17 protein-coding genes are annotated in these 22,712 nt (G+C 68.8%); 4 read left to right on the top strand and 13 right to left on the bottom strand.

Annotated features, from left to right (window positions below; translation table 11 throughout):
* The first annotated feature begins 101 nt into the window (after positions 1–101).
* Positions 102–1,040 (top strand): LysR substrate-binding domain-containing protein, encoded by a 939-nt coding sequence (locus ACRSCF_RS21685; protein WP_034368037.1) that lies wholly within the window; start codon positions 102–104, stop codon positions 1,038–1,040.
* Positions 1,041–1,169: 129 nt separating this feature from the next.
* Here the strand turns inward: ACRSCF_RS21685 and ACRSCF_RS21680 are convergent, their stop codons facing one another.
* From ACRSCF_RS21680 to gorA, 4 genes are all read right to left on the bottom strand, one after another.
* Entirely contained in the window at positions 1,170–2,405 is a 1,236-nt protein-coding gene (locus ACRSCF_RS21680; RefSeq protein ID WP_034368031.1) for an NAD(P)/FAD-dependent oxidoreductase, read from the bottom strand.
* Positions 2,402–3,454 (bottom strand): hypothetical protein, encoded by a 1,053-nt coding sequence (locus tag ACRSCF_RS21675; protein ID WP_016449735.1) that lies wholly within the window; start codon positions 3,452–3,454, stop codon positions 2,402–2,404. Before ACRSCF_RS21675 ends, ACRSCF_RS21680 begins: the two co-directional genes overlap by 4 nt.
* A gap of 114 nt (positions 3,455–3,568) precedes the next feature.
* Positions 3,569–3,823 carry a hypothetical protein gene (locus tag ACRSCF_RS21670; RefSeq protein WP_034368029.1) on the bottom strand — a complete coding sequence of 85 codons (255 nt, stop codon included), beginning with the start codon at positions 3,821–3,823 and terminating at the stop codon, positions 3,569–3,571.
* A 607-nt stretch (positions 3,824–4,430) separates the two neighbouring features.
* The gene (gene gorA / locus ACRSCF_RS21665) at positions 4,431–5,780 is read right to left on the bottom strand and encodes a glutathione-disulfide reductase (RefSeq protein ID WP_016449732.1); all 1,350 of its coding nucleotides are present in this window, start codon (positions 5,778–5,780) and stop codon (positions 4,431–4,433) included.
* A 388-nt stretch (positions 5,781–6,168) separates the two neighbouring features.
* Here gorA and ACRSCF_RS21660 point away from each other — a divergent pair, with 388 nt between their 5' ends.
* Positions 6,169–8,214 (top strand): Ig-like domain-containing protein, encoded by a 2,046-nt coding sequence (locus ACRSCF_RS21660; RefSeq protein WP_244386579.1) that lies wholly within the window; start codon positions 6,169–6,171, stop codon positions 8,212–8,214.
* Between the two features lie 38 nt (positions 8,215–8,252).
* Here the strand turns inward: ACRSCF_RS21660 and ACRSCF_RS21655 are convergent, their stop codons facing one another.
* Entirely contained in the window at positions 8,253–9,341 is a 1,089-nt protein-coding gene (locus tag ACRSCF_RS21655; RefSeq protein ID WP_017406912.1) for a tartrate dehydrogenase, read from the bottom strand.
* Positions 9,342–9,471: 130 nt separating this feature from the next.
* Between ACRSCF_RS21655 and ACRSCF_RS21650 the strand changes: the two genes are divergently transcribed.
* Positions 9,472–10,386, top strand: a complete 915-nt coding sequence (locus tag ACRSCF_RS21650) for a LysR substrate-binding domain-containing protein (RefSeq protein ID WP_017406911.1) — start codon at positions 9,472–9,474, stop codon at positions 10,384–10,386.
* A gap of 33 nt (positions 10,387–10,419) precedes the next feature.
* On the opposite strand, the gene ACRSCF_RS21645 is transcribed toward ACRSCF_RS21650, so the two are convergent.
* The 3 genes from ACRSCF_RS21645 to ACRSCF_RS21635 all read right to left on the bottom strand — a co-directional run bounded on the left by ACRSCF_RS21645 (position 10,420) and on the right by ACRSCF_RS21635 (position 12,662).
* Positions 10,420–10,866 (bottom strand): GatB/YqeY domain-containing protein, encoded by a 447-nt coding sequence (locus ACRSCF_RS21645; RefSeq protein WP_016449728.1) that lies wholly within the window; start codon positions 10,864–10,866, stop codon positions 10,420–10,422.
* Positions 10,867–10,982: 116 nt separating this feature from the next.
* Entirely contained in the window at positions 10,983–11,195 is a 213-nt protein-coding gene (rpsU, locus tag ACRSCF_RS21640) for a 30S ribosomal protein S21 (RefSeq protein ID WP_003052999.1), read from the bottom strand.
* A gap of 165 nt (positions 11,196–11,360) precedes the next feature.
* Entirely contained in the window at positions 11,361–12,662 is a 1,302-nt protein-coding gene (locus ACRSCF_RS21635; RefSeq protein WP_047475250.1) for an NAD(P)/FAD-dependent oxidoreductase, read from the bottom strand.
* A gap of 69 nt (positions 12,663–12,731) precedes the next feature.
* Between ACRSCF_RS21635 and ACRSCF_RS21630 the strand changes: the two genes are divergently transcribed.
* On the top strand, positions 12,732–13,235 hold the full coding sequence (locus ACRSCF_RS21630; protein ID WP_017406259.1) for an acyl-CoA thioesterase: 504 nt from the start codon (positions 12,732–12,734) through the stop codon (positions 13,233–13,235).
* Here the strand turns inward: ACRSCF_RS21630 and ACRSCF_RS21625 are convergent.
* The 5 genes from ACRSCF_RS21625 to ACRSCF_RS21605 form a co-directional block, all read right to left on the bottom strand.
* A complete protein-coding gene (locus ACRSCF_RS21625; RefSeq protein ID WP_244386574.1) occupies positions 13,222–16,194 on the bottom strand; it encodes an ATP-binding protein in 2,973 nt (990 codons plus the stop codon). The two genes, ACRSCF_RS21630 and ACRSCF_RS21625, sit on opposite strands and share 14 nt — an antisense overlap.
* 252 nt (positions 16,195–16,446) lie before the next feature.
* Positions 16,447–17,259, bottom strand: a complete 813-nt coding sequence (gene cobA, locus ACRSCF_RS21620; RefSeq protein WP_016453800.1) for a uroporphyrinogen-III C-methyltransferase — start codon at positions 17,257–17,259, stop codon at positions 16,447–16,449.
* Positions 17,260–17,285: 26 nt separating this feature from the next.
* The gene (gene ybiB / locus ACRSCF_RS21615; protein ID WP_034367674.1) at positions 17,286–18,200 is read right to left on the bottom strand and encodes a DNA-binding protein YbiB; all 915 of its coding nucleotides are present in this window, start codon (positions 18,198–18,200) and stop codon (positions 17,286–17,288) included.
* 98 nt (positions 18,201–18,298) lie between these two features.
* On the bottom strand, positions 18,299–21,136 hold the full coding sequence (locus ACRSCF_RS21610; protein WP_244386570.1) for a nitrate reductase: 2,838 nt from the start codon (positions 21,134–21,136) through the stop codon (positions 18,299–18,301).
* Between the two features lie 50 nt (positions 21,137–21,186).
* A complete protein-coding gene (locus tag ACRSCF_RS21605) occupies positions 21,187–22,449 on the bottom strand; it encodes an NAD(P)/FAD-dependent oxidoreductase (RefSeq protein ID WP_082254194.1) in 1,263 nt (420 codons plus the stop codon).
* Between the last annotated feature and the right edge of the window lie 263 nt (positions 22,450–22,712).

The following is a 22,712-nucleotide window of genomic DNA, read 5'->3' as shown; positions in this document are numbered from 1 at the left end:
ATCCGGGCCTTGGGCTGACTGGCGCGATTGTTCAGCGCCTGATCATGACAATCCAATGAAAAGATAGACTGGCTTCATAACCTCAAAGCTATGAAGACCCCATGAGCAAGATAGACCGCGTGCTGCGCTCCAACCTCAAGCTGCGCCATCTGCAGCTGCTGGTGGCGCTGGACCAGTTCCGCCACCTGGGCCGCGCCGCCGAGTTCCTGGCCGTCACCCAGCCCGCCGTCTCCAAGACCCTGGCCGAGATAGAGCGCATGCTGGACATGACGCTGTTCGAGCGCTCCACGCGCGGCACCGAGCCCACGGCGGCCGGGGTCAGCATGGTGCGCTTTGCGCGCTCGGTGCTGGTGGGCTTCGAACGCACGCGCGATGAAATGGCGGCCGAGGCCAGCGGCACGCGCGGGCGCACCAGCGTGGGCGCCATGGTCGTGGCCACGCCCATGCTGCTGGCCCGGGCCGTCGAGCAGTTGAAGGCGCGATCGGCCCAGACCACGGTGCTGGTCGAGGAGGGCGATCTCACGCGGCTGCTGCCCAAGCTGCGCATGGGCGAGCTGGACCTGTTCGTGGGCCGGCTCGAACCCGGCTATGCCTCGCCCGACCTGGAGACCGAAGCCCTGTACGACGAGCCCATGGTCGCCGTCGTGCGCCCCGGCCATGCGTTGCTGGCGCAGCCTGCGAGCTGGCAGGCGCTGGCCGACATGCCCTGCGTCATGCCCCCGCCCTGGGCATCGCTGCGCGTGAAGCTGGAGCAGCAGTTCTTCGCCCACGGCCTGCATCCGCCGGCCGATCTGGTCGAGTCCGCCTCATTCCTGTCGCAGATCAGCTTCCTGCACCAGCGCGGCGCCGTGGCCTTCATGGCGCGCGGCGTGGCCGAGCATTTCGCGCAGCAGGGGCTGGTCGCCGTGCTGGACCTGCCCGTGCCCATCGACCTGCCCCCCGTGGGCCTGATCACCCTGCGCGGCCAGCCGATGACGGCGACGACGCGGTTGCTGGTGGAGTGTTTGCGGGCGGTGGGGCGCAGCCTGGCAACGCGCTGATCCTGCGGCTGCGGCTGCGGCTGCATTGGCGCTGCGTCACCGGCGCCGCCGCATTCGGCATGAGGCTCTGTCCCTCCGTGGCCTGCACCGCATGCTCGCTGCCGCCGTGCTCCATGAAGGCAATGGAGATCATGACGTGAGTGGGGCTTTGGAGGGGAGCGTTGGGAAACCGGGGTCGGCGCAGTGCGTGGCGGCGATGGCCTTGCGCGCAGCCATGAATTCGCCCGGCGAATTCACGCATTCGGCGGCGCACAGCTGGCCGCCGCGCAGGTGCAGGACGGCGAACCTGCCGCTGGCCGGGTTGCCGCGCAGCACGGTCTGGTCGCCCTGGCCGGGCAGGCCGGCGATCTGCAGCCTGGTGTCGTACTGATCGGACCAGAACCAGGGCGTTTCATGGGCGGGCAGTTCGCTGCCCGTGATGGCGCAGGCCGCGCGCCGGGCCTGTTCGAGCGCGCTGGGCACGCTTTCGAGCCGGTGCAGCCCGGGGTAGCCGGCCAGCGGGCGGCGCGTGGCATCGCCTATGGCGTAGATGCCGTTCATGGCGGTGCGGCCTTCGCCATCCACGGCAATGCCGTCGGCGCAGTCCAGGCCGAGGGATTGCGCCAGTTCCATGCAGGGCGCCGCGCCCACGCCGATGAGCACGGCATCGCACTCCAGTCGGGAGCCATCGGCCATCCACAGGGCCGTGATGCGGGTGGGGCTGTCTCCCTGGATGGCGGCGACCGCTGCATTGAAATGCACCTCCACGCCCTGGCCTGCATGCAGCTGCAGCAGATGCGCAGCCATCTGCGGCGAGGCGCTGCGCGTCAGCAGCCTGCCTTCGCGCTCGATGATCCGGACCTGCACGCCCAGCTTGCGGGCCGTGGAAGCGATTTCGAGGCCCGCATAGCCGCCGCCGATGATGGCCAGGCAGCGTGCGGTCTGCAGATGGCTCCGCAGCGCCTGCGCGTCTTCCATGGTGCGCAGGTAGGTGATGCCAGGCCGCTCATCCCCGGGCAGGACCAGCCAGCGCGGCGCGGAGCCTGTGGCAATGACCAGGTGTTCGTAGTGCAGCACCGATCCGTCGTTCAGCGCCACCTGCCGCGAGCCCGGCTCTATGGCCATGGCGCGCATGCCCGGGCGCAGGGCGATGGCCTGGTCCGCAGAGGCGCCGGCGGGCCGCGGCAACAGCTCGTCCGGGCCCATGGCCTGCTGCAGCCAGGCCCTGGACAGCGGCGGGCGCAGGTAGGGCGGCAGGTCCTCGCCGCCGACCACAGTGATCGGGCCCGGGTGGCCGTACTGGCGCAGCAGGGCGGCCAGGGTGCCACCGGCGTGTCCGGCGCCGATGATGACGGCATGGCCTTGGGGGTGTTGTGCGGGGTTCATGCTGCACCTTCGCAGGAGGCCCGGAGTACGGGGCGGGCGCAGATCTCGTCCCAGGCTTGCCGCATGAAGCGCGCGGCCGCCACGTTCTGCTCCAGCAGGTCATAGCCTGCGCCCAGGCCGTAGTCGGGGAGATTGATGAATTCGGTGGTGAGGTAGCGCAGCGGGCTGTGCGGCTGCGCATGGTGGCAGGCCAGCACCTTGCGGATGGCCTCTTTGGAGGGCTCCAGCAGGTAGGCATGCCAGGGCGAATGCCATTCGCCGGGTCCGGGCCGCAGCATGGGGTACTGGATGCCCCGGCCCGGGCTGCCGTCCTCGTCGCGGTGCCACAGGTTCAGGGGCTGGTTGGGGCCGGCCGCGCGCAGCTGGGCCCAGCGCACGATGCCCATGTCCAGCCATTGTTCGCACAGCGAGCCGGGCTCGAACGGGTCCAGCACCAGTTCGCCGCGCTCGAGCAGCCCGCGCACGCCAGACCGGTCCAGCTCGGCCGGGTTGCCGATCTTGAAGTTCACATGGCTGTAGTCCAGCGTGAAGTGAAAGGGCACGCCGCGTGCCTGCACGCGCCCGGCCACGCTGCGCACGCGCAGGAAGTCTTCGGTCCACGTGTTCACATGCAGCGCGAAGCTGGGCTCCACGCCCAGGCCCATGGCGTCGTCATAGACCCGCAGATAGTGTTCGGCGATTTCCACATCGGACAGCACATGGCCGTCGCGGTGGTGCTTGAAGGTCATGATGTTGTGGCAGCGCACGCCGATCTCGCGGCAGATGCGAAGGTTGCCGGCCAGCAGGACCTCGTCCTCGCCCAGGCGGTAGAACCAGCTGGCGGTGTGCACGGGCAGCTTGAATTCGGCGATAGCCGACTCGTAGTCGGCCAGCTGGTGGCGCAGCGGCAGGCGGTCGAAGCAGTCGAACACGCCGGTCTCGCTGACGAGGCGGAACTGCTCGCGTATGGGCAGCTCCTGCAGGCCGATGGGCTGGTGGCGCGAGGAGCGCTGCACGCCACGGCCGTTGCAGCCGATGGGCGGGAGGGTGGGGCGGGGGGCTTCGTGCATGACCTGCTCCTCAGCCGCCCGTGGGCGCGCCCAAGATCATGCGGTCCGCCGACAGAGGGTGGCCCGCGTTGCGCGACCCGGTCAACGGGGACCAGGTATCGAGTACATCGGTTGTCATGGATCTGTCTCCTTGTTGAGTGTGGTGTTGCGCCCCGGCCGCTGCTCAGCCCCATAGGCGCTGCGGGCCAAGAAGGCGTCATCGGCCAAGCGGCTCCCGGCGCCGCTGCCCGCACGGTGGAAGGCCTCCAGCGCGAACACTGCTTTCAGCCTGCTGCCCAGCGCCTGCGTTTGCCGCAGGGGCCAGAAGCTGGCCTGCATGCCGCCTGGCGCGGGCTCGCCATGCCCTGTCTTCGAATGCAGTCTGGGCATGGGATGTCTCCTGGGCTCCGATCGCGGCTCTCGACCCATGGCTGCTGGGTTGATGCGGGAAATTAAGGTGTATGCACTCGAATTAAGTCGGATTGCCTACAAAGAAACACCAAGGCTTTCCATGGAGCAATGCCTCTTTTTCCCCGCGTACAAGGATTGTGAATTTTTCGATTTGACTTGACTATCGGGAAAATACTTTATTTGTTTTTGACTATTGAATTGGGTGTTTGAGCGTAGGCGCTTGAAATCCCAACCGTGGACGGATGTTTCCACCGGGGCCAGCGTGGCGACGCAGGACCCTGGACGGTGGCAATGCACCGCAGGCAGCTGAAATGTCAGCGCACAGCCATGCAGGCAGCGGCGGCATGCAGGGGCAGGAGGTCCATGTCGGGGGAATGAAAAGGAGAAGGAGCGGAGCCGGCTGCGGATCGCGCGCAGCTTGTGGCTGCCACCAGCGTCCGCGAGGCTGGCGTCAGGAGCATGGCGCAGATCGGCCTGCTCCCGGCCATTCCCGATGCCTTCGCCAACCTGGGCGGCTTCGCGCTCGCCCGGCGCGTGCCCTGCCCAGGGCGGTGGTCAACCGCCGGAGGCAGGTGGTGCGCGCCGTTCAGCGCATGGTCACGAACTCTTCTGCCGCCGTGGGGTGGATGGCCACGGTGTCGTCGAAGTCGCGCTTGGTGGCGCCCATCTTGAGCGCCACGGCAAAGCCCTGCAGCATCTCGTCCATCCCCAGGCCGATGCCGTGTATGCCCACGATGCGTTCCTCGGGGCCCACGCAGACCAGCTTCATGCGCGCGGGCTGGCGGTGGCGCGTGACCGCCGTGTACATGGCGGTGAAGGCCGACTGGTAGATCTTGACCTGATCGTCGCCAAATCGCTCGCGCGCCTGCGGCTCGGTCAGGCCCACGGTGCCGATGGGCGGGTGGCTGAAGACCACGGTCGGCACGTTGTCGTAGTCCAGGTGCTCGCCGGTCTTGCCGTTGAACAGGCGCTCGGACAGGCGCCGGCCTGCGGCCACGGCCACGGGCGTGAGTTCGATGCGGCCCGTGATGTCGCCCACGGCGTGGATGCCGGGCACATTGGTGTCCTGGAACTTGTCCACCGCGATGTGGCCGCTGTCCTGCAGCGCCACGCCTGCGGCCTCCAGGTTCAGGCCCGAGGTGTCGGGCCTGCGGCCCACGGCCCAGACCACGCAGTCCACGGTGTGGCTGCTGCCGTCCTGCAGTTGCAGATCCAGGCTGCCGTCGGCATTGCGGACCACGGCCTTCGGGGTGGCCTGGCGGTGCACGGCGGGGCCTTCGGCCTCCATGATCTCCATCAGGGTCTGGCTCAGCAGCGGATCGAATCCGCGCAGTGCCGAGTTCTGGCGCAGGAACAGATGGGTCTGCGAGCCCAGCGCGTGCAGCACGCCGGCAATCTCCACGGCGATATAGCCGGCACCCACCACGGCCGTGCGCGCAGGCAGGGCCTTGAGGGCGAAGAAGCCGTCGGAGTCGATGCCCAGCTCGGCGCCAGGTATGTCGGGCCGTGCCGGGCGCGTGCCCGTGGCGATGAGGATGTGGTCGGCACTGAGCCGCTGGCCGCCCACCTCCACGGTGCGCGCATCCACGAAGCGGCCAAAGCCCTGGATCAGCTCGACCTTGTTGCGTGCCAGGCCGCTTTCATACGAGGCATGGATGCGGTCGATGTAGGCGCTGCGGCTGTCCAGCAGGCGCTGCCAGTCCAGGCCCTCGACGGTGGCATCCCAGCCGTAGTCGGGGCCGTAGCGGTGCATGGCCTCGCCGATCTGGGCCGCATGCCACATGACCTTCTTGGGCACGCAGCCCACGTTGACGCAGGTGCCGCCGATCTCGCCGGCTTCGATCAGCGCGCAGTGGCGCCCGTGCATGGCGGCGCGGTTGGCCGATGCAATGCCGCCGCTGCCGCCGCCGATGACGATGTAGTCGTAGTGCTTCATGGAGATTCCGTGCTGTGTCTGAGCGGCCCGAATGCCGCAGCCGGCCATCTTGCCCTGTTCGCCGGCCAGGGGCCTGCGGCGGGGGCAATGCCGCCATCTCCGCGCCCAGACGACGGCCCGGTTGGACGGCGTATCGCCGCTTTGCAGGGCCGGGGGCAGCAGGCGTTTGGTGGCAAATGAACGGACGGTGGCGCGGCAGCCCGCGTTGCGCAGGGGGCGGGACGCACTGTCAAGAAAAGCGCAACGCGCAGTCAAGGCGCGGGCAGGTGCGGCCGCTAGGCTCCTGCATTGCCGGTACCCCCGGCACGGACCAGAAGAACAGCAAGTTGAAACGGGAGTGCATGTGAGAGAACGAGGCAGTTGCCTTCAGGCGGAATTTTCCAGGGCCATGATGCCGTGGGTGGTGGTATTCGGAGCCGGCCTGCATTGCGTCGCGGCCGTGGCCGCGCCGGCGCAGGGGCTGGTCATGACGGGCTACCAGACGCAGTCCAACGCTTGGTATACGTCCATGGTGACCGAATACACGTTCAGCGTGGGCGGCGTGGTGCAGCAAGGCGGCTCGCCGCCCTCCACTGCGGATTGGGTCACCCCTTCCAACTACTGGGATGACGGCTGGGGTCTCAACAGTTGGAACGAGGACTACACATACAGCTACCAGGGCCAGGTCCTGCGGACGAGCGATCCCATGGGAATTCCCGCAGCGGCAGCCTGGGCCACGATCAGCTCCTTTCAGATCGAGGGGTCCTCCCTCCCGCGCCCCATCGACAGCACTGTTTTCCACTATTCGCTCGATGGCATCCAGACCCTGCTCGCCATGGACGCATCGTCCATCCCCGCCAATGCGGTCTGGGCGGGTCTGTCATCCCTGTCCGATGGGTGGCATGCAGCGCAAAACCCTGGGTTTGCCGGCTATGTGCTGGGCCGCCCGGTCTTCAGTCTGGCTCCCGTCGTCGACCCGCAGGCGGGCGGTGTGACGGCCAAGGCCCGCGTGGCGCTGGACCGGGACGGCACGGGCTACTGGCAGGTGCTTGCTGCGGCCGCCGCGGCGCCGGATGCCGCCACGCTGCAGGCCGGCGGCTCCCCGGTCGGCATGACGGCAGGCGTGGTCCACGATATCGATATCGGGGGGCTGGCGGTGAATACGGCCTACAGGCTGCACTTCATCGCCAGGGATGGCGCAGGCCGCGTGCAGCCGGATGTGGCCAGCGTGCCCTTCACCACGCTCAGGCTGGAGCAGAGCATCGACTTTGCGCAGCCGGCGGCGCAAACCTTCGGCACGACATTCACGCCCGTTGCAACGGCTACCTCCGGCCTGGCCGTGACGTTTTCCGCATCTGCGCCAGAGGTTTGCACCGTCGATGCCGCAGGGGTGTTCAGCTTCCATTCCGCAGGCACTTGCACGATGACGGCCCGGCAGGGCGGCGACGCGACCTATGCTCCCGCCCCCGAGGTGGCTTACCCGGTGACGGTGCAGCCTGCTGCGCAGAACATCGTCTGGAGCATGCCGGCGCCCCTGGTCGTGGATGCACGGGTGGCTCTGAGCGCCGCCGGCGGTGGCTCGTCCCAGGCCGTGCAGTTCAGCTCCCTGACGCCGGCGGCGTGCTCCGTCAGCGGTGCCGAGGTGTCCAGCAGGCTGGCGGGTACGGACAACTGCCTGCTGGCCGCCGATCAGCAGGGGGATGCCAACCATCTGCCTGCGGCCCGGCAAGTCCTGTCCCTGAGCATCGGCAAGGGCCCGCAGGCCATTGCCTTCACTTCCGTGGCGCCAGCGGCCGCCAAGGTGGGCGATACCTATGCCGTGGCAGCAACGGGCGGGGCTTCCGGCAAGGCGGTGGTGTTCTCCGTGGATGCGGCGACGGCTGCCCATTGCACCATCGCGGGCGGTTCTGTCTCCTTCATTGCGCCGGGACCCTGCCGCATCCTGGCAGACCAGGCCGGCGATGCGAACTACGAGGCGGCGGCAAGGCAGCAGCAAAGCGTGCAGATCGCCCAGGCCACAACCACCCTGGCGATCACCTCCACCCCCAACCCTTCCCGGCCCGGCGACGATGTGACCATCAGCGTGTCGGCCGTGACCGGGGCGCAGGACCGACGGGGGGCGCTGCGGGCGATGGCGGCGGCGCTCCCCTCGGGCAGCATCACGGTCTCGTACAACGGGGCGCAGCTGGGGTCGGCGCCCCTGGTTGGCGGCGCCGCCAGCATCACGGTCCGGCTGCCCGTGGCGGCCGGATCCCACGGCCTTGTGGTCGACTACAGCGGGGATGCAGTCTACGCCCCGATGAGCCAGGGCTTCACACAGGCCGTGGTGGCGGCGCCGGTGCCCACGCCTGTGCCGGCCCTGCACACCGTGGCGCTGGTCATGCTGAGCCTGCTGGCGGCCGGGATGGGGGCCGGCAGGCTGCGCAGGGGCCGCATGGGCCGCATGGGCCGGTAGGCCGGGCTGCCGGGCGGCATGAACCCCGGCGCGGCGCCTCAGGCGGCAGCGATGCGCCGGGCGATGGCCTGGCCCACCTCGGTGGTGCTGGCCGTGCCGCCCAGGTCGGGCGTGCGCGGGCCGCTCCTGATGACTTCCTCGATGGCCGAGACGATGGCGTCGTGCGCCGCGCGGCCTGCGCCCTGGCCGTGGGTCAGGAAGTCCAGCATCAGCGCCGCCGACCAGACCATGGCGATGGGGTTGGCGATGTTCTTGCCGTAGATGTCGGGCGCCGAGCCGTGCACGGGCTCGAACAGGCTGGGGAAGCTGCGGTCGGGATTGAGGTTGGCCGAGGGGGCCAGGCCGATGGTGCCCGTGGTGGCCGGGCCCAGGTCGCTGAGGATGTCGCCGAACAGGTTGGTGGCGGCGACCACGTCGAAGCGGCCCGGCTGCAGCACGAAGCGCGCGGTCAGGATGTCGATGTGCTGCTTGTCCAGCGTGACTTCCGGGTAGGCCTTGGCCACGTCCTCGGCGCGCTGGTCCCACCAGGGCATGCTGATGGCGATGCCGTTGCTCTTGGTGGCCAGGGTGACGTGCTTGCGCTCGCGGCTTTGGGCCAGGTCGAAGGCGTACTTGAGCAGGCGCTCGGCGCCCTTGCGCGAGTAGACCGATTCCTGGATCACGATCTCGCGGTCCGTGCCCTCGTACATGATGCCGCCCAGCGAGGTGTACTCGCCCTCGGTGTTCTCGCGCACCACGTAGTAGTCGATGTCGCCGGGCTTGCGGCCGGCCAGCGGGCAGGGCACGCCTTCGAACAGGCGAACGGGGCGCAGGTTGATGTACTGGTCGAACTCGCGGCGGAACTTGAGCAGCGAGCCCCACAGCGAGACATGGTCGGGCACGGTGGCGGGCCAGCCCACGGCGCCGAAGAAGATGGCATCCATGCCGGACAGCTGCGCCTTCCAGTCGTCGGGCATCATTTTTCCGTGGGCCAGGTAGTAGTCGCAGTGGGCCCAGTCGAAATGGTGGAATTCGAGCTTGATCGCAAAGCGGCTGGCGGCAGCTTCCAGGGCGCGCAGGCCTTCGGGCATGACTTCCTTGCCAATGCCGTCACCGGCGATGACGGCGATCTTGAATGTGTCTTGCATGGTGTCTGTCCTTGGATCGAATGGATGGATATGAAGCGGCGCCGCTGACAGCCAGGCCGCATGCATGGCATTGTTGGCTGCGCCAGGGCTAAATACAATCGGCCAACTGTGGTTCCATTATTTACAGATCGTGAATAAACAGCCGTCTCCCGAAGACCTGCGCGTCTTCACCGTGGTGGCCCGCAAATCCGGCTTTGCCGCTGCGGCCGAGGAATTGGGGGCCTCGCCCGCCTATGTGAGCAAGCGCATCCGCCTGCTGGAAGAAGAACTGGGCGTGAAGCTGCTGCACCGCACCACGCGCCGCGTGGCCGTGACCGAGGAGGGCGAGCGCGTCTTCCACTGGGCGCAGCGCATCCTCGACGACATGGACCAGCTGATGCAGGAGGTGGCCATCACGCGCAGCGAGCCGCGCGGCCTGCTGCGCGTGAGCAGCAGCTTCGGTTTCGGGCGGCATGTGATCGCGCCCGCGCTTTCCAGGCTGGTGGAGCGCCATCCGGGGCTGCAGGTGCGGCTGGACGTGTTCGACCGGCTGGTGGATGTGGCGGGCGAGGGCTTCGATCTGGATGTGCGCGTGGGCGACGAGATCGCGCCCCACCTGATTGCGCGGCGCCTGGCCGACAACCACCGCGTGCTGTGCGCCGCGCCTGCCTACCTGGCGCGCCGTGGCACGCCGCGCACGCCGGCCGAGCTGTCGGCCCATGACTGCCTGGCCATCAAGGAGCGCGACCAGGCCTTTGGCGTGTGGCGGCTGCGCGCGGGCGCGGCCGAGCAGGCGGTGAAGGTCACGGGGCCGCTGTCGGCCAACAACGGCGAGATGGTGGTGCAGTGGGCCGTGGACGGTCGCGGCATTGCGCTGCGCTCGCTATGGGATGTGGGCGCCCATCTGCAGGCCGGGCGCCTGGTGCAGGTGTTGCCCGAATGGCGGCAGGAGGCCAATGTCTGGGCTGTGTATCCGACGCGGCTGCAGCTGTCGGCCAAGGTGCGGGTGTGCGTGGAGTTCCTGCAGGAACACTTCAAGAAGGAGTGGATGGCAGCCGCTCCCTGAGCGGGGCGGCTGCTGCAGCGGACTGGCCGGGGATCAGCCTGCCAGGGCGGCCTTCACTGCGGCGGAGACCTGGCCCATGTCGGCCTTGCCTGCCAGTTGCGCCTTGACCGCGCCCATGACCTTGCCCATGTCGCCGGGGCCGGATGCTCCCAGTTCGGCCACGATGGCCTTGACGGCGGTGGCCACTTCCTCGGCCGACATGCGCTCGGGCAGGTAGGCGGTCAGCACGGCCATCTCGGCCTTTTCCTTGTCGGCCAGGTCCTGGCGGCCCGCGCCCTCGAAGGCGGCGATGCTGTCCTTGCGCTGCTTGATCAGCTTGTCCACGATGGCGATGACGGCGGCGTCGTCCAGCTCGATGCGCTCATCGACTTCCTTTTGCTTCATCGCTGCCTGCAGCAGGCGGATGGTGCCCAGGCGCTCGCTGTCCTTGGCGCGCATGGCGGTCTTCATGTCTTCGGTGATCTGGGCCTTGAGGCTCATGGCTTTTCTCCTGAGGTGATGGCGTCGGAAAACACGGAACAAAAAACAAAAAACCCGCGCCTGGCGTCCCGAGCGCGGGTTTTGCGGCTGACGAGAGCCGGCTGGTCAAGGGCTGATCAGTACAGCTTCTTGGGCAGCTGCATGCTGCGAACGCGCTTGTAGTGACGCTTGACGGCGGCAGCCTTCTTGCGCTTGCGTTCGGCAGTGGGCTTCTCGTAGAACTCGCGAGCGCGCAGGTCGGTCAGCAGGCCGAGCTTTTCGATGGTGCGCTTGAAGCGGCGCAGGGCAACTTCATAGGGCTCGTTTTCTTTTACGCGGATGGTGGTCATTAGCTAGATTTCCAGATATCTGTGCTGACAGCGGGTTCCCGGGAAGATCGGGCCTGAGAGCCATGTTCAGCGGTTGGTCCCCGTCCAAAGTTAACTAGTATTGGCCGACGGGGCGATTGCCAGCAAAGCGGGCGATTATACGCGAGACGAAAGCGGTCTGACAAATCAGGCAGAAGGCAAGGCCTGCGCACAGGCGTGCCCACTGGCCCAGGCCCATTGGAAGTTGTATCCGCCGAGCCAGCCGGTGATATCCACCACTTCGCCAATGCAGTACAGGCCCGGCTGGGTCTTGCATTCCATGGTCTGCTGCGAGAGCGCCCGCGTGTCCACGCCGCCCAGCGTCACTTCCGCCTTCTTGTAGCCTTCCGTGCCCGTGGGCACGATCTCCCAGCGTGACAGGCGCTCGGCCAGCTGGTTCAGGGCCTTGTCGGAGGCTTCGGCGATGGGGCGCTGCCAGGCAGCATCCTGCTGCACCCAGGCATCGGCCAGTCGCGAGGGCAGCCACTGCGCCAGTTCATTGGCGATGAGCTTGCGCGAGCGCGACTTGGCCCTGAGCAGCTCGCCCTGCAGGTCCACCTCGGGCGCGAGGTTGATGCTCAGGGGCGTGCCGGGCTTCCAGTAGCTCGAGATCTGCAGCACGGCCGGGCCCGACAGGCCCCGGTGCGTGAACAGCAGGTCTTCCATGAAGGCCATGCGTTCTTTCCTTTTGCCGCCGGGCCGCCCCAAGGCAGAAGCGGCCCCCTCGGGGGGCAGCGACCCGCGGAGCGGCGGAGCGTGGGGGTCACTGATCCTGGTGCTGATCTCCACGGGCAGGGCCAGGCCCGCGAGCTGGGCGTAGGGGGCCCAGGCGTCGCCATCGAAGGTCAGCGGCACCAGGCCCGGCGTGCGTTCGACCAGGGGCAGGCCGAATTGCTGGGCCAGGCGGTAGCCGAAGTCGGTGGCGCCGATCTTGGGGATGGACAGGCCGCCCGTGGCGATGACCAGGCTGGGCGCCTGCACGGCGCCCCGGCTGGTCTGCAGGCGGTATTGGCCGTCCGAGTGCGCCACGGAATCGACCTTGCAGGGCTGCCAGCGCTGCACGCCGCCGGCCTGGCATTCGGCCAGCAGCATGGCGATGATGTCTTCGGCCGAGCGGTCGGCAAACAGCTGGCCCTTGTGCTTTTCATGGTGGGCGATGCCGTGCCTGTCCATGAGCGCAATGAAGTCGGCCGGCGTGTAGCGCGACAGGGCCGAGCGGCAGAACTGCGGGTTGCCGCCCACGAAGTGCTTGTGGGGCGCGCGCACGTCCAGGTCGCGGTTGGTGAAGTTGCAGCGGCCACCGCCCGAGATGCGGATCTTCTCTGCCACCTTCTCCGCGTGGTCCAGGAGCAGCACCGACAGGCCACGCTGTCCGGCCTGGGCCGCGCAGAACAGACCGGCCGCGCCGGCGCCGATGACGATGGCGTCGAAAGAGAGGGAAGAGGTCACAAAAACGTCACTCGGGGGGCAAAAGGGCGCCCATTCTCGCGCAATGGCGCTTTTTCCTAGAATCCCGTGATGAATTTCCCATCGCACCAGCTGAGCATGACTGTGCTCATGTCGCCCGACATGGCGAACTTTTCGGGCAACGTCCATGGCGGCGCCGTTCTCAAGCAGCTCGACCAGGTGGCCTATGCCTGCGCCAGCCGCTACGCGGGCCGTTATGTGGTCACGCTGAGCGTGGACCAGGTGATGTTCCTGCAGCCCATCCACGTGGGCGAGCTGGTGACCTTCCTGGCCAGCGTCAACCACACGGGCAAGTCGTCGATGGAGATCGGCATCAAGGTGGTGGCCGAGGACATCCGCACCCAGGTGGTGCGCCATGTGAACAGCTGCTTTTTCACCATGGTGGCCGTGGACGAGAACAAGCAGCCGGCCGCCGTGCCGACGCTGGTGCCGTCCAACGACGAGGAAAGGCGCCGCTGGCAGGCTGCGCTGATCCGCAAGGACCTGCGCCGCGAGCTGGCCCAGCGCTTCGAGCAAAGCCGCGTGACGGCCAGCAGCACGGTCAGGCCGGGCTGAGCGTGGAGGGCGCGGCGGGCGGCGGATGCCAGGTGCCGGGCGTGCCGCCCTGCAGCTCGTTCCGCACCTGTTCGATGACGCGCCTGAGGTCTTCCATGGCAGCCGGCTTGGACAGCACCTCGTCGGCGCCGGCCTGCAGGTAGCGCAGCGCTTCGGAGGCTTCGGGGCTGGCGGTCAGTGCGATCACGCGGCAGCGGCGCAGCTGGTTTTCGGCCTCGCGCTGGCGCAGGCGCCGGATGAACTCGAAGCCGTCCATGAGCGGCATGCGTCCATCGGTGATGATGAGATCGAAGGACTCGACCAGGCAGCGTGCCCAGGCTTCCTGTCCATCGCCGGCCAGGCAGATGCCGTGGCCCAGCGCGGCCAGCTGGCTCTTGAGCAGCTCGCGGTTGAACAGATAGTCTTCCACGGCCAGGATTCTGAGGTCGGACCCGGACCCGGACCCGGACCCGGGCTGTGATGCGGGCAGGGGCTCGGCACTGGCCTGGGGCTTTCCTTGCAGCGCCACCGAGGCGGGCAGGACCAGGGGCAATATTCCCTCTGACGCGGGCGTGACGTCGGCCTGCATGCGATGGTCCGGCTCCACCAGTGGCAGGCTCAGCCTGACCGTGAAGCGCGAGCCTCGGCCCGGTGCGCTGTCCACCGTGATGGTTCCCCCCATGTGCTCCAGCAGGCGCCGCGTGATGCTCAGGCCCAGGCCGCTGCCAAAGGCCTTGTCCTGGTGGGCGCCTTCCACCTGCGAGAAGGGCTGGAACAGCCGGGCCTGGTCCTGCGGCGCAATGCCGATGCCCGTGTCCTCGACCTCCATCTGCAGCAGCAGGCGGTCATGCCGGCTGGCGCCATGCGCGCGCAGGGTGACGCTGCCGCGCTCGGTGAACTTGATGGCATTGCTGAGCAGGTTGAACAGCACCTGCTTGAGGTGAAGCGGGTCGGCCGTCACGCTGTGATCCACGCCGCTGCCCACTTCGGTGCGCAGCGACAGCCGCTTGCCGTGGGCCAGGCCTTGCAGCAGCGGGGCCATGTCTTCGATCAGCGGGCGCAGTGCCACGGGCTGGAGCGTGGAGTCGATATGGCCCGACTCGATGCGGTGCAGATCCAGCACATTGCCCAGCAACAGCAGCATGCCCTGGGCGGCCTTGTGGGCGGAGGCCAGCATATCGCGGTGGGGCAGGCCGAGCTTTTCCCGGTCCTGCGCCAGTTCCAGCAAGCCGATGACGGCGCTCAGCGGCGTGCGTATCTCGTGGCTGGTGGTGGACAGAAACAGGCTCTTGGCCTGGTTGGCGGCCTCGGCGCGCCGCTCGGCCCGGCGTGTCCTGCGCATCTGGCGGCTCAGGTAAAAGCCCCAGACCAGGGAGATGACCGTGACCAGGGCCAGCGCCCCGGCCAGCAGCAGGCGCTGGCGGTGCTCGCGCCAGAAGCTCGCGCCGTTGCCGTTATGGTGCGGCGCCCAGTGGTGGACGATTTCGGCCACCTCTTCGGGTGCGATGGACAGCTGGGCCTTTTCCAGGATGCCCAGCAGTTCAGGTTCGGCGGCGTGCACGGCCAGGCTGATGGGGCGGGTGTAGTCGTCCAGGATGCCGGTGAGCTGCAGCCGGCTGCCCAATTGCTGGGCGTTGGCATAGCGCGCCGCGTAGTCGTTGCCCACGAAGGCATCGCTGTCATTGGCCGCCACGCTGGCCAGGGCCTGGGTCAGGTCGGCATACAGCTGCAGCCGTATGCTCGGATGTTCCCTGCGCACCGTGCTTTCGAGAAAGAAGCCCGCCACCATGGCCACGCGCTTGCCCTCCAGTCGCTGGAGGTGGTGTATGGGCTTGTCGCGCGGGGTGCCTGCGTTGGCCTCGGGCCGGGCCATCACCACGACCGTGCTGCGCAGATAGGGCGGCAGCAGCCTGATATCGGGCGAGGCCGTGGGCGGCGAGGTGTACGCCGGGGTGAGCAGGGCCTTGCCGGAGCCCAGCATGGTTTCGAGTTCGGAATAGTTGCGCGCGGCGATGTACTCGAACTGCAGGCCGGCGCGGCGGCTGATCAGGTCCAGGTAGTCGGGGCCGATGCCTTGGGCCTGGCGGTCGGCATCGAGCTGTCCCAGCGGACCCAGCGAGCCGTTGAGGACCACGGGAATGCGCGGATGGGCATCCAGCCACTGCTTTTCCGAGGGCGTCAGCGCCACGCGGTCGCCGCCCAGCAGCGGGCGGCGGCTTCCACTCCAGCTGCGCAGGATGTCGTCGCCGTGCTGCACGGTGATGCTGGGCAGGGCCTGGTCCAGGTAGGCCTTCAGCTGTGCATCGCCATGCCTCACCAGCATGCCGAAGCCACGGCTTTCTATGGGCGCAAAGCCCTGCACGCGCAGGTTGAGCAGGTAGTTGGCCTGGATCAGGTAGTGCACCGTGACCGTGTCGCCGACGAAGCCGTCGATCTCGCCCAGGCTCAGCGCCTCCAGCGCGCGGCGGGGTGTTTCATAGGTCAGCAGCTCGCTGAGGGGGTAGGCGGCAGCCACCTGGGAGCGCAGCAGCTGGTCGGGCGTCATGGCCAGCCGCGCACCCCGGCGCCGGGCGTCGAAGGGAGCATTCGACGGGGAGACCAGCACGGGCTGGCTGGGCAGGTAGGGCACGCTCAGGGCCAGGTCGGCGCGTTCGGCTTCCAGCTCGGTGCCGCCGCAGGCCAGGTCGATCTCGCCGCGGCGCAGCGCATCGAGCACGGCCGCACGCGATCCATAGGACTTGAAGCGCACGGGCGTGGGAAAAAGCAGGCCCAGGTGGTCGGCCGTGATGCCCTGGAAGCGATCGCCATCGATCATGCCCAGCGGCGGATGGTCCGGCGTGGAAATGCCCAGCGTCAGCGGCCCGCGCGCCTGCAGCCATTGGTGGTGCGCAGGCGTGAGCCAGGGCTTGGCGCCTGCCGTGACGCGCGTGGCCAGCACCATGTCGGCGCCGCTGGCCAGGCCGGGCATGGGCATGGCCATGCCAAGTGCGCAGCCGGCCAGCAGTTGGGCCGCCAGGTGTCGGCATGCCGGCCACCATGCCTGCATCGCTGTGGAAGTGAGAGTACGGCTTGATGTTTTCATTGAATCCCCCGGTGGCGCTGCCGCCGTCCGGCGCAGCTGACGGCCTGCGAAAACGGTCTAGACGCTGTTTTCGGCAACCAACAGGAGATTTTTAATGAAAACTAATGATTTTATCTATCGATAGATTTTTTCTTTGTTGCAGCTCGGCACTCAGGCGGCAGCAACGGCAGGGTTGGGCTGCTCCTGGGGTTCGGCCATTGCCCGAATGCCATGGACCACATCTCCAACGACGATGACGCTGGGGCTGCCCAGGCCGGTGTCGGCAATGCATTGCACGAGCGTGTCCAGCGTGGCCAGTGCATGGCGCTGCTGCGGCAGGCTGGCGTGCTGGATCACGGCCACGGGCGTGGCGGCGGGCAGGCCGTGCAGCAGCTCGGCGCGGATGTGTTCCACGCTGCTCACGCCCATGTAGATCACCAGGGTGAGCCGGGCATCGCGCGCGGTGGCGGCCAGCTGGCGCCAGTCCGTGCCGCTGTCGCCGGGCTTGGCGTGGCCGGTGATGAAGACCACGCCGTGCGCCCGGTCGCGGTGCGTGAGCGGCGCGCCCAGGCTGGTGAGCCCGGCCAGGCCGGCCGTGATGCCGTTGACGACCTGGACCTCGATGCCGGCCTCGCGCAGATGCTCCACCTCTTCGCCGCCGCGCCCGAAGATGAAGGGGTCGCCGCCCTTGAGGCGCACCACCGTCTCGCCATCCTGCACGGCGGACAGCATGAGCTTTTCGATGAAGGCCTGGGGCGTGCTCTTGCAGCCGCCGCGCTTGCCCACGTAGACGATGCGCGCCGTGGGCGAGGCATGGGCCACGATGGCATCGCTGACCAGGTCATCGACCAGCAGCACGGTGGCCGCCTGTATGGCCTTGAGGGCCTTGATGGTCAGCAGCTCCGGGTCGCCGGGGCCGGCGCCGACCAGGGTGCAGCTGCCGCGCCGGGCGGTGTTTGCGGGGGTGTGGGACGGGGTCGTCATGGCGGGGCTCCGTTTTTCTGGGGTGTTCAGCGAATCTGATCGGCAAGGTGGACGATGTGTTCCACCTGGCGCGTGAGCGCCGGCGGCACGGGCAGGCGGCCCGCAAGCACGTCCTCGGTGTAGCGCGCCGTGGTGTCCACGTCGATCTCGGCGGGCAGGCCCGGGATTTCGGAGGCCGTGCCGCTTTGCTGCTCGGCCAGCAGCTGGTGGGCGCCTGCGACGAATCCGTCGTAGCGCGGCAGCCGGCGCGGGTCGGCCGCGACCTCGCCCTCCAGCCCGCGCGAGAGCAGCACATTCATGCCCAGCGTCCCGAAGGTGCCGTGCAGCATGGGCAGGTACTCGGGATGGGTGTAGGCCGTCACCAGCAAGGACGGGCCGTCGCAGGGCGCCAGCAGCTTGACCACGCTGTGGCCCGGATTGCGCAGGCCGATGACCTCGCGCACGGACAGCAGCCGGGCCAGCGCCGGATGCAGGTGTTCGGTATGCAGATGGGCCACCTGGCCGCCATCGAGTGCCTGGGGTGCCTGCAGCGGCGCAATGCCCAGCGCCTGCAGCACATCGCTGGCCAGGATGCGCCGCGCCTCGGTGCGCATGCCGTGCAGCAGCACGGGCAGGCCTTCGCGCGCCAGCAGCAGGGCCAGCAGGGGCGTGAGCACGGGCAAACGGCGCGCGCCGTTGTAGCTGGGCAGCACGATCACGGGGCGGCCATGGGCCGATGCGGGAAAGCGCGCGGCGCGCGCATGCACGGCATCCAGGAAGCCGCTCATCTCCTCGACCGTCTCGCCCTTGATGCGCATGGCGATGCAGAAGGCGCCGATCTCCAGATCGGTGACGCCCCCGTCCAGCACCTGGCCGAACAGGTCGGCGGCCTGCGCGCGCTCCAGCGCCTTGGCTCCGCGTGCGCCGCGGCCTATTTCCTTGATGTATTGGCTGATGCCCATGGCGTGGTGATCGTGGGTGGAATCCTGTGGGCGCATATTTTCCCGCAGGTTTCATTACTTTTCGCTATATATGCAAACCTGTCGTTCCATGGCCTCTTTCATGCCGCCTGCGGGCTGGGCGCAACGGGGATGTGGCGCACCAGGCGCTTGAGTTCAGGCAGGCAGGAGCCGCAGTTGGTGCCGCAGCGCAATTGGCCTTGCAAAGCGGCCAGGCGGGCATCGTCGCTGCCCTCGCAGCGCGCAAGCACGCCTTCGATGGCGGCCTCGTCCACGTCGAAGCACGCGCAGACCTGGCGCGTGCGCTGCGCCAGGGGCAGCGGTGCCGAGGCCGAGGACATGAGCAGCAGGCGCCCATAGTCCTGGGCCGGCAACTGGTCCTTCAGCAGGGTGCCCAGCCAGCTGCCGGCGCGCGTGTCTCCGGCCAGCAGCAAGGCTTCGACCGTGGTGGACAGGCTGGTGCGGTCCAGCCGCAGCGCACGGCTGTGCTGGCGGCGGCGGTCGCTGTAGCGCAGGGTGTCGGCGGCATCCAGGCCCAGCAGGGACTCGATCTGCGCGATGAGGGCGTCGTCGGGCGCCTCATGCGCGGCGGCGCGCAGCAGCACTCCGTGGCGGGCGTGGGCGGCGTCCTGCAGCGGCACGGCATTGCCGAAAGGCACGCAGCTGGCAAAGCCGAAGTGCGGCATGAGGGCGGACAGCTGCTCGCGCACGGCCAGCACGCGGTCCTCGGGCAGCCAGGCCATGGCCAGCAGGGTCCATGGCAGAGCGGCCTTTTGCAGCTTGACGGCCGTGTGCTTGAGTTCAGGCTGCTTGGATGCGGGGCAGAAGGCCGGCGTGGTCAGTGCGTTGAGGCCCCCCGTGGCCGTGCCGCCCAGGTACTCGCCGCCCCAGTGCATGGCCATGAAGAGCTGGGAGGGCGCGAGCGTGGCATCGGGCTGCACCGGCACCAGCAGGGCACCGCGGCGGCTGCTCACCTGCACCAGGTCGCCCGCGCGCAGGCCGCGCTCGGCCATGTCCTGCGGATGCATCTGCACACTGGGCTCGGCAGCCTGGCCGAACAGTCGTCCCAACTGGCCCGTGCGGCTCATGCCGTGCCACTGGTCGCGCAGCCGGCCCGTGGTCAGGCTGAAGGGGTAGCTCGCATCGGGCGACTCGGCCAGCGGCTGCCAGGGCAGCAGGGCAAAGCGGGCGCGTCCATCGGGCGTGGGAAAGCGGCCGTCTTCGTAGAGCCGTGCGCGGCCCAGGGCTGCGCCTTCGGGCAGCGGCCATTGCTGGGGGCCTTGCGCGTCCAGCAGATCCCAGGACAGGCCGGTGATGTCCAGGTCACGCCCGCGCGTGCTTTCGCGGTGCTCGTTCCAGATGGCTTCGGCGCCTGCGGCGGCGTCCTCGGTGTCGTAGGGGAAGAGGCTGGGCCGGCCCGGGCGCAGCCGCGTTTCCATGCGCCGCGCGCAGTCCACGGCGATGTGCCAGTCATGGCGCGCGGCGCCCGGTGCGGCCACGGCGGGGCGTACGCGCGAGATGCGCCTTTCGCTGTTGGTCACCGTGCCGATCTTCTCGCCCCAGGTGGTGGCGGGCAGCAGCAGGTCGGCGTAGGCGCAGGTGGCGGTGGTGGCGAAGGCCTCCTGCACGATGACGAATTCGGCCCGCTGCAGTGCGCGCCGCACCAGGGCCTGGTCGGGCATGCTTTGCGCGGGGTTGGTGCAGGCTATCCACAGCGCGCGGATCTCGCCCTCGGCGGCGGCCTCGAACATCTCCACGGCGGTCTTGCCAGGGCGGGGCGGCACGGCGTCCACGCCCCACAGGGCGGCCACTTCGGCGCGGTGGGCGGGGTTGGCCAGGTCGCGGTGGGCCGACAGCAGATTGGCCAGCCCGCCCACCTCGCGCCCGCCCATGGCATTGGGCTGGCCCGTGAGCGAGAACGGCCCTGCGCCTGCGCGCCCGATCTGGCCCGTGGCCAGGTGCAGGCCGATCAGCGCGGCGTTCTTGGCCGTGCCGTTGCTGCTCTGGTTCAGGCCCTGGCAGTACAGGCTGAGCGTTGCGCCACGGGCGGCGCCGTCCCGCGCATCTCCTCCCAGCGCGAACCACTGCGCGGCCTGGAAAAGGTCGTGGCGGGGCAGGCCGCAGACCTCGCTCACGCGCTCGGGCGTGGCCTCCCGCACCAGGGCCTGCAGGTCGGCAAAGCCGCTGGTGTGGCGCGCGATGTAGGCCCGGTCCAGCCAGCCTTCCAGCTCCATGATGTGCAGCATGCCGTGGAACAGCAGTGTGTCGCTGCCGGGGCGCAGCGGCAGGAAGAGGTCGGCCATGCCGGCCGTGTCGGTGCGGCGTGGGTCGGCCACGATGATCTTCATCTGCGGCCGCGCAGCACGCGCCTGCTCTATGCGCCGCGTGAGCACGGGATGGGCCCATGCCGCGTTGCTGCCCACGATGAACAGGCAGTCCGCATGGTCCACGTCCTCGTAGCAGGCCGGCGGCGCGTCGGCGCCCAGCGTGGCCTTGTAGCCCGCCACGGCGCTGCTCATGCACAGGCGCGAATTGGTGTCGATGTTGTTGGTGCCGATCAGGCCCTTGGCCAGCTTGTTGAAGACGTAGTAGTCCTCGGTCAGCAACTGGCCGCTCACATACAGGCCCACGGCGTCGGGGCCGTGCTCCTGCACGATGGAGGCCAGCCTGCCGGCTGCCAGGTCCAGCGCGGCATCCCAGCTGATGTCCCGGGGCGCCGCCCCGCGCGTGGTGCGCAGGGCGGGCTGCAGCAGCCGGGTCTGCCGCGCCAGGGCGGGCGAGGCCGTCAGATGCAGCGTGCTGCCCTTGGTGCACAGGCGGCCGTGGTTGGCCGGATGCGCCGGGTCGCCACGCACGCCCGTGATGCGGGCGCCATCGCTTTCGATGATGACGCCGCAGCCTGTGCCGCAGTAGGGGCAGGTGGATCGGGTTTCTTGCATGGTGGGCCTGGGGTGGATGAGGGAAGGGCAGGGCACGGGGGCGGGCGCCGTCACGGGCCGCTGGCCGGGTCGGCCTGGCTGGCCTGGCTGGCTTGACTTTCGCCGAACATGAGGCGGTCGCGCAGTTCCTGCACTGCCACGCCATCGCGCAACAGGCGGAAGTACCAGCCGCCGTCCTCGGTGTCGCCATACAGGCAGGCGCCGACCAGTCTGTCGCCGCGCAGCACCAGCTTGCGGTACACGCCCGCGCCGGGGTCGCTGAGCACGATTTCCTCCGTGCCGTCGTCGCCGCGGAAGTCGCCTGCGCTGAACAGATGAATGCCCGTGACCTTGAGCTTGGCCGAGGTCTGCGAGCCCGGATAGCGGCCGATGCCGATTTCGGCCAGGTGGTTGGCCAGCACCTTGCCCTGCTCGAACAGCGGCGCCACCAGCCCGTAGGCCACGCCCCGGTGCGCCGCGCATTCGCCCACGGCATAGATGCGCGGGTCGGTCACGGTCTGCAGCGTGTCGCTGACCACGATGCCGCGCTGCACGTGCAGGTGCATCTGCTCGGCCAGCGCGGTCTCGGGCCGGATGCCCACGGCCATGACCACGAGCGAGGCCGGCGCATCGCGCCCGTCCTGCAGGTGCACGCAGGCCACGCGGCCCTGGCCGTCGCCCGTCAGCGCGCGGGTCTGGGCCTGCATCAGAAAGCGCATGCCGCGCTCGGCCAGCGAGGCCTGCAGCAAGGCGGCGGCGGTCTCGTCGAGCTGGCGGTCCAGCAGGCGCTCGCCAGCATGCACCACGGTGACCTCCATGCCGCGCTTCATGAGGCCGTTGGCGGCCTCCAGGCCCAGCAGTCCGCCGCCGATGACCACGGCATGGCGGTGGCTGGCGGCCGCCGCGATCATGGCCTGGGTGTCGGCAATGTCGCGGTAGCCCAGCACGCCTTCCAGCTCGCGCCCGGGCACGGGCAGCATGAAGGGGCGCGATCCCGTGGCCAGGATCAGGCGGTCGTACCCGGCGCTCACCGGCTGTCCGGCCGTGTCCACGGCGTGCACCACGCGGCGCGCCCGGTCCACCGCATGCACGCGGCAGCCTGCATGCAAGGTGATGCCGTGCCGGGCATACCAGGACCAGTCGTTGAGGATGATTTCGTCCAGCTGCTGCTCGCCCGCCAGCACGGGCGACAGCATGATGCGGTTGTAGTTGGGGTGCGGCTCGGCGCCGAACACGGTGATCTCGTAGAGGTCGGGCGCGATCCTGAGCAGCTCTTCCAGCGTGCGCACGCCGGCCATGCCGTTGCCCACCATCACCAGCCTGGGTTTCTTCATTGCGCCCCCGCATCGGTTCGAAAAGCAAAAAGGCGTCATCCCCACTGCGCGGCTGCTGCCTGCGCGCGGGTTGACGCCTTTGTCCCTGGGGCAGCGGCACCTCGTTGCGCCTTGCCCCCATGGCCTGCAATGGCCACGCACGGGATGAAGCAAGCGGCATGCCAGGGCGCGCAGCCCTGCTCGGGCGCTGTCCTCGGGGCTGCAGCCCGGCGGCCGAGCCATGGTGGTGCGTCGCATGCCTCAAGGCGGTGCGCCCGCTATCG

It is taken from the genome of Delftia sp. 11MD (assembly GCF_050907895.1).
GTDB lineage: Bacteria > Pseudomonadota > Gammaproteobacteria > Burkholderiales > Burkholderiaceae_C > Comamonas > Comamonas tsuruhatensis.
The sequence above is the reverse complement of the archived record's forward strand: the minus strand, read 5'-3'. Positions and strand labels throughout refer to the sequence as shown.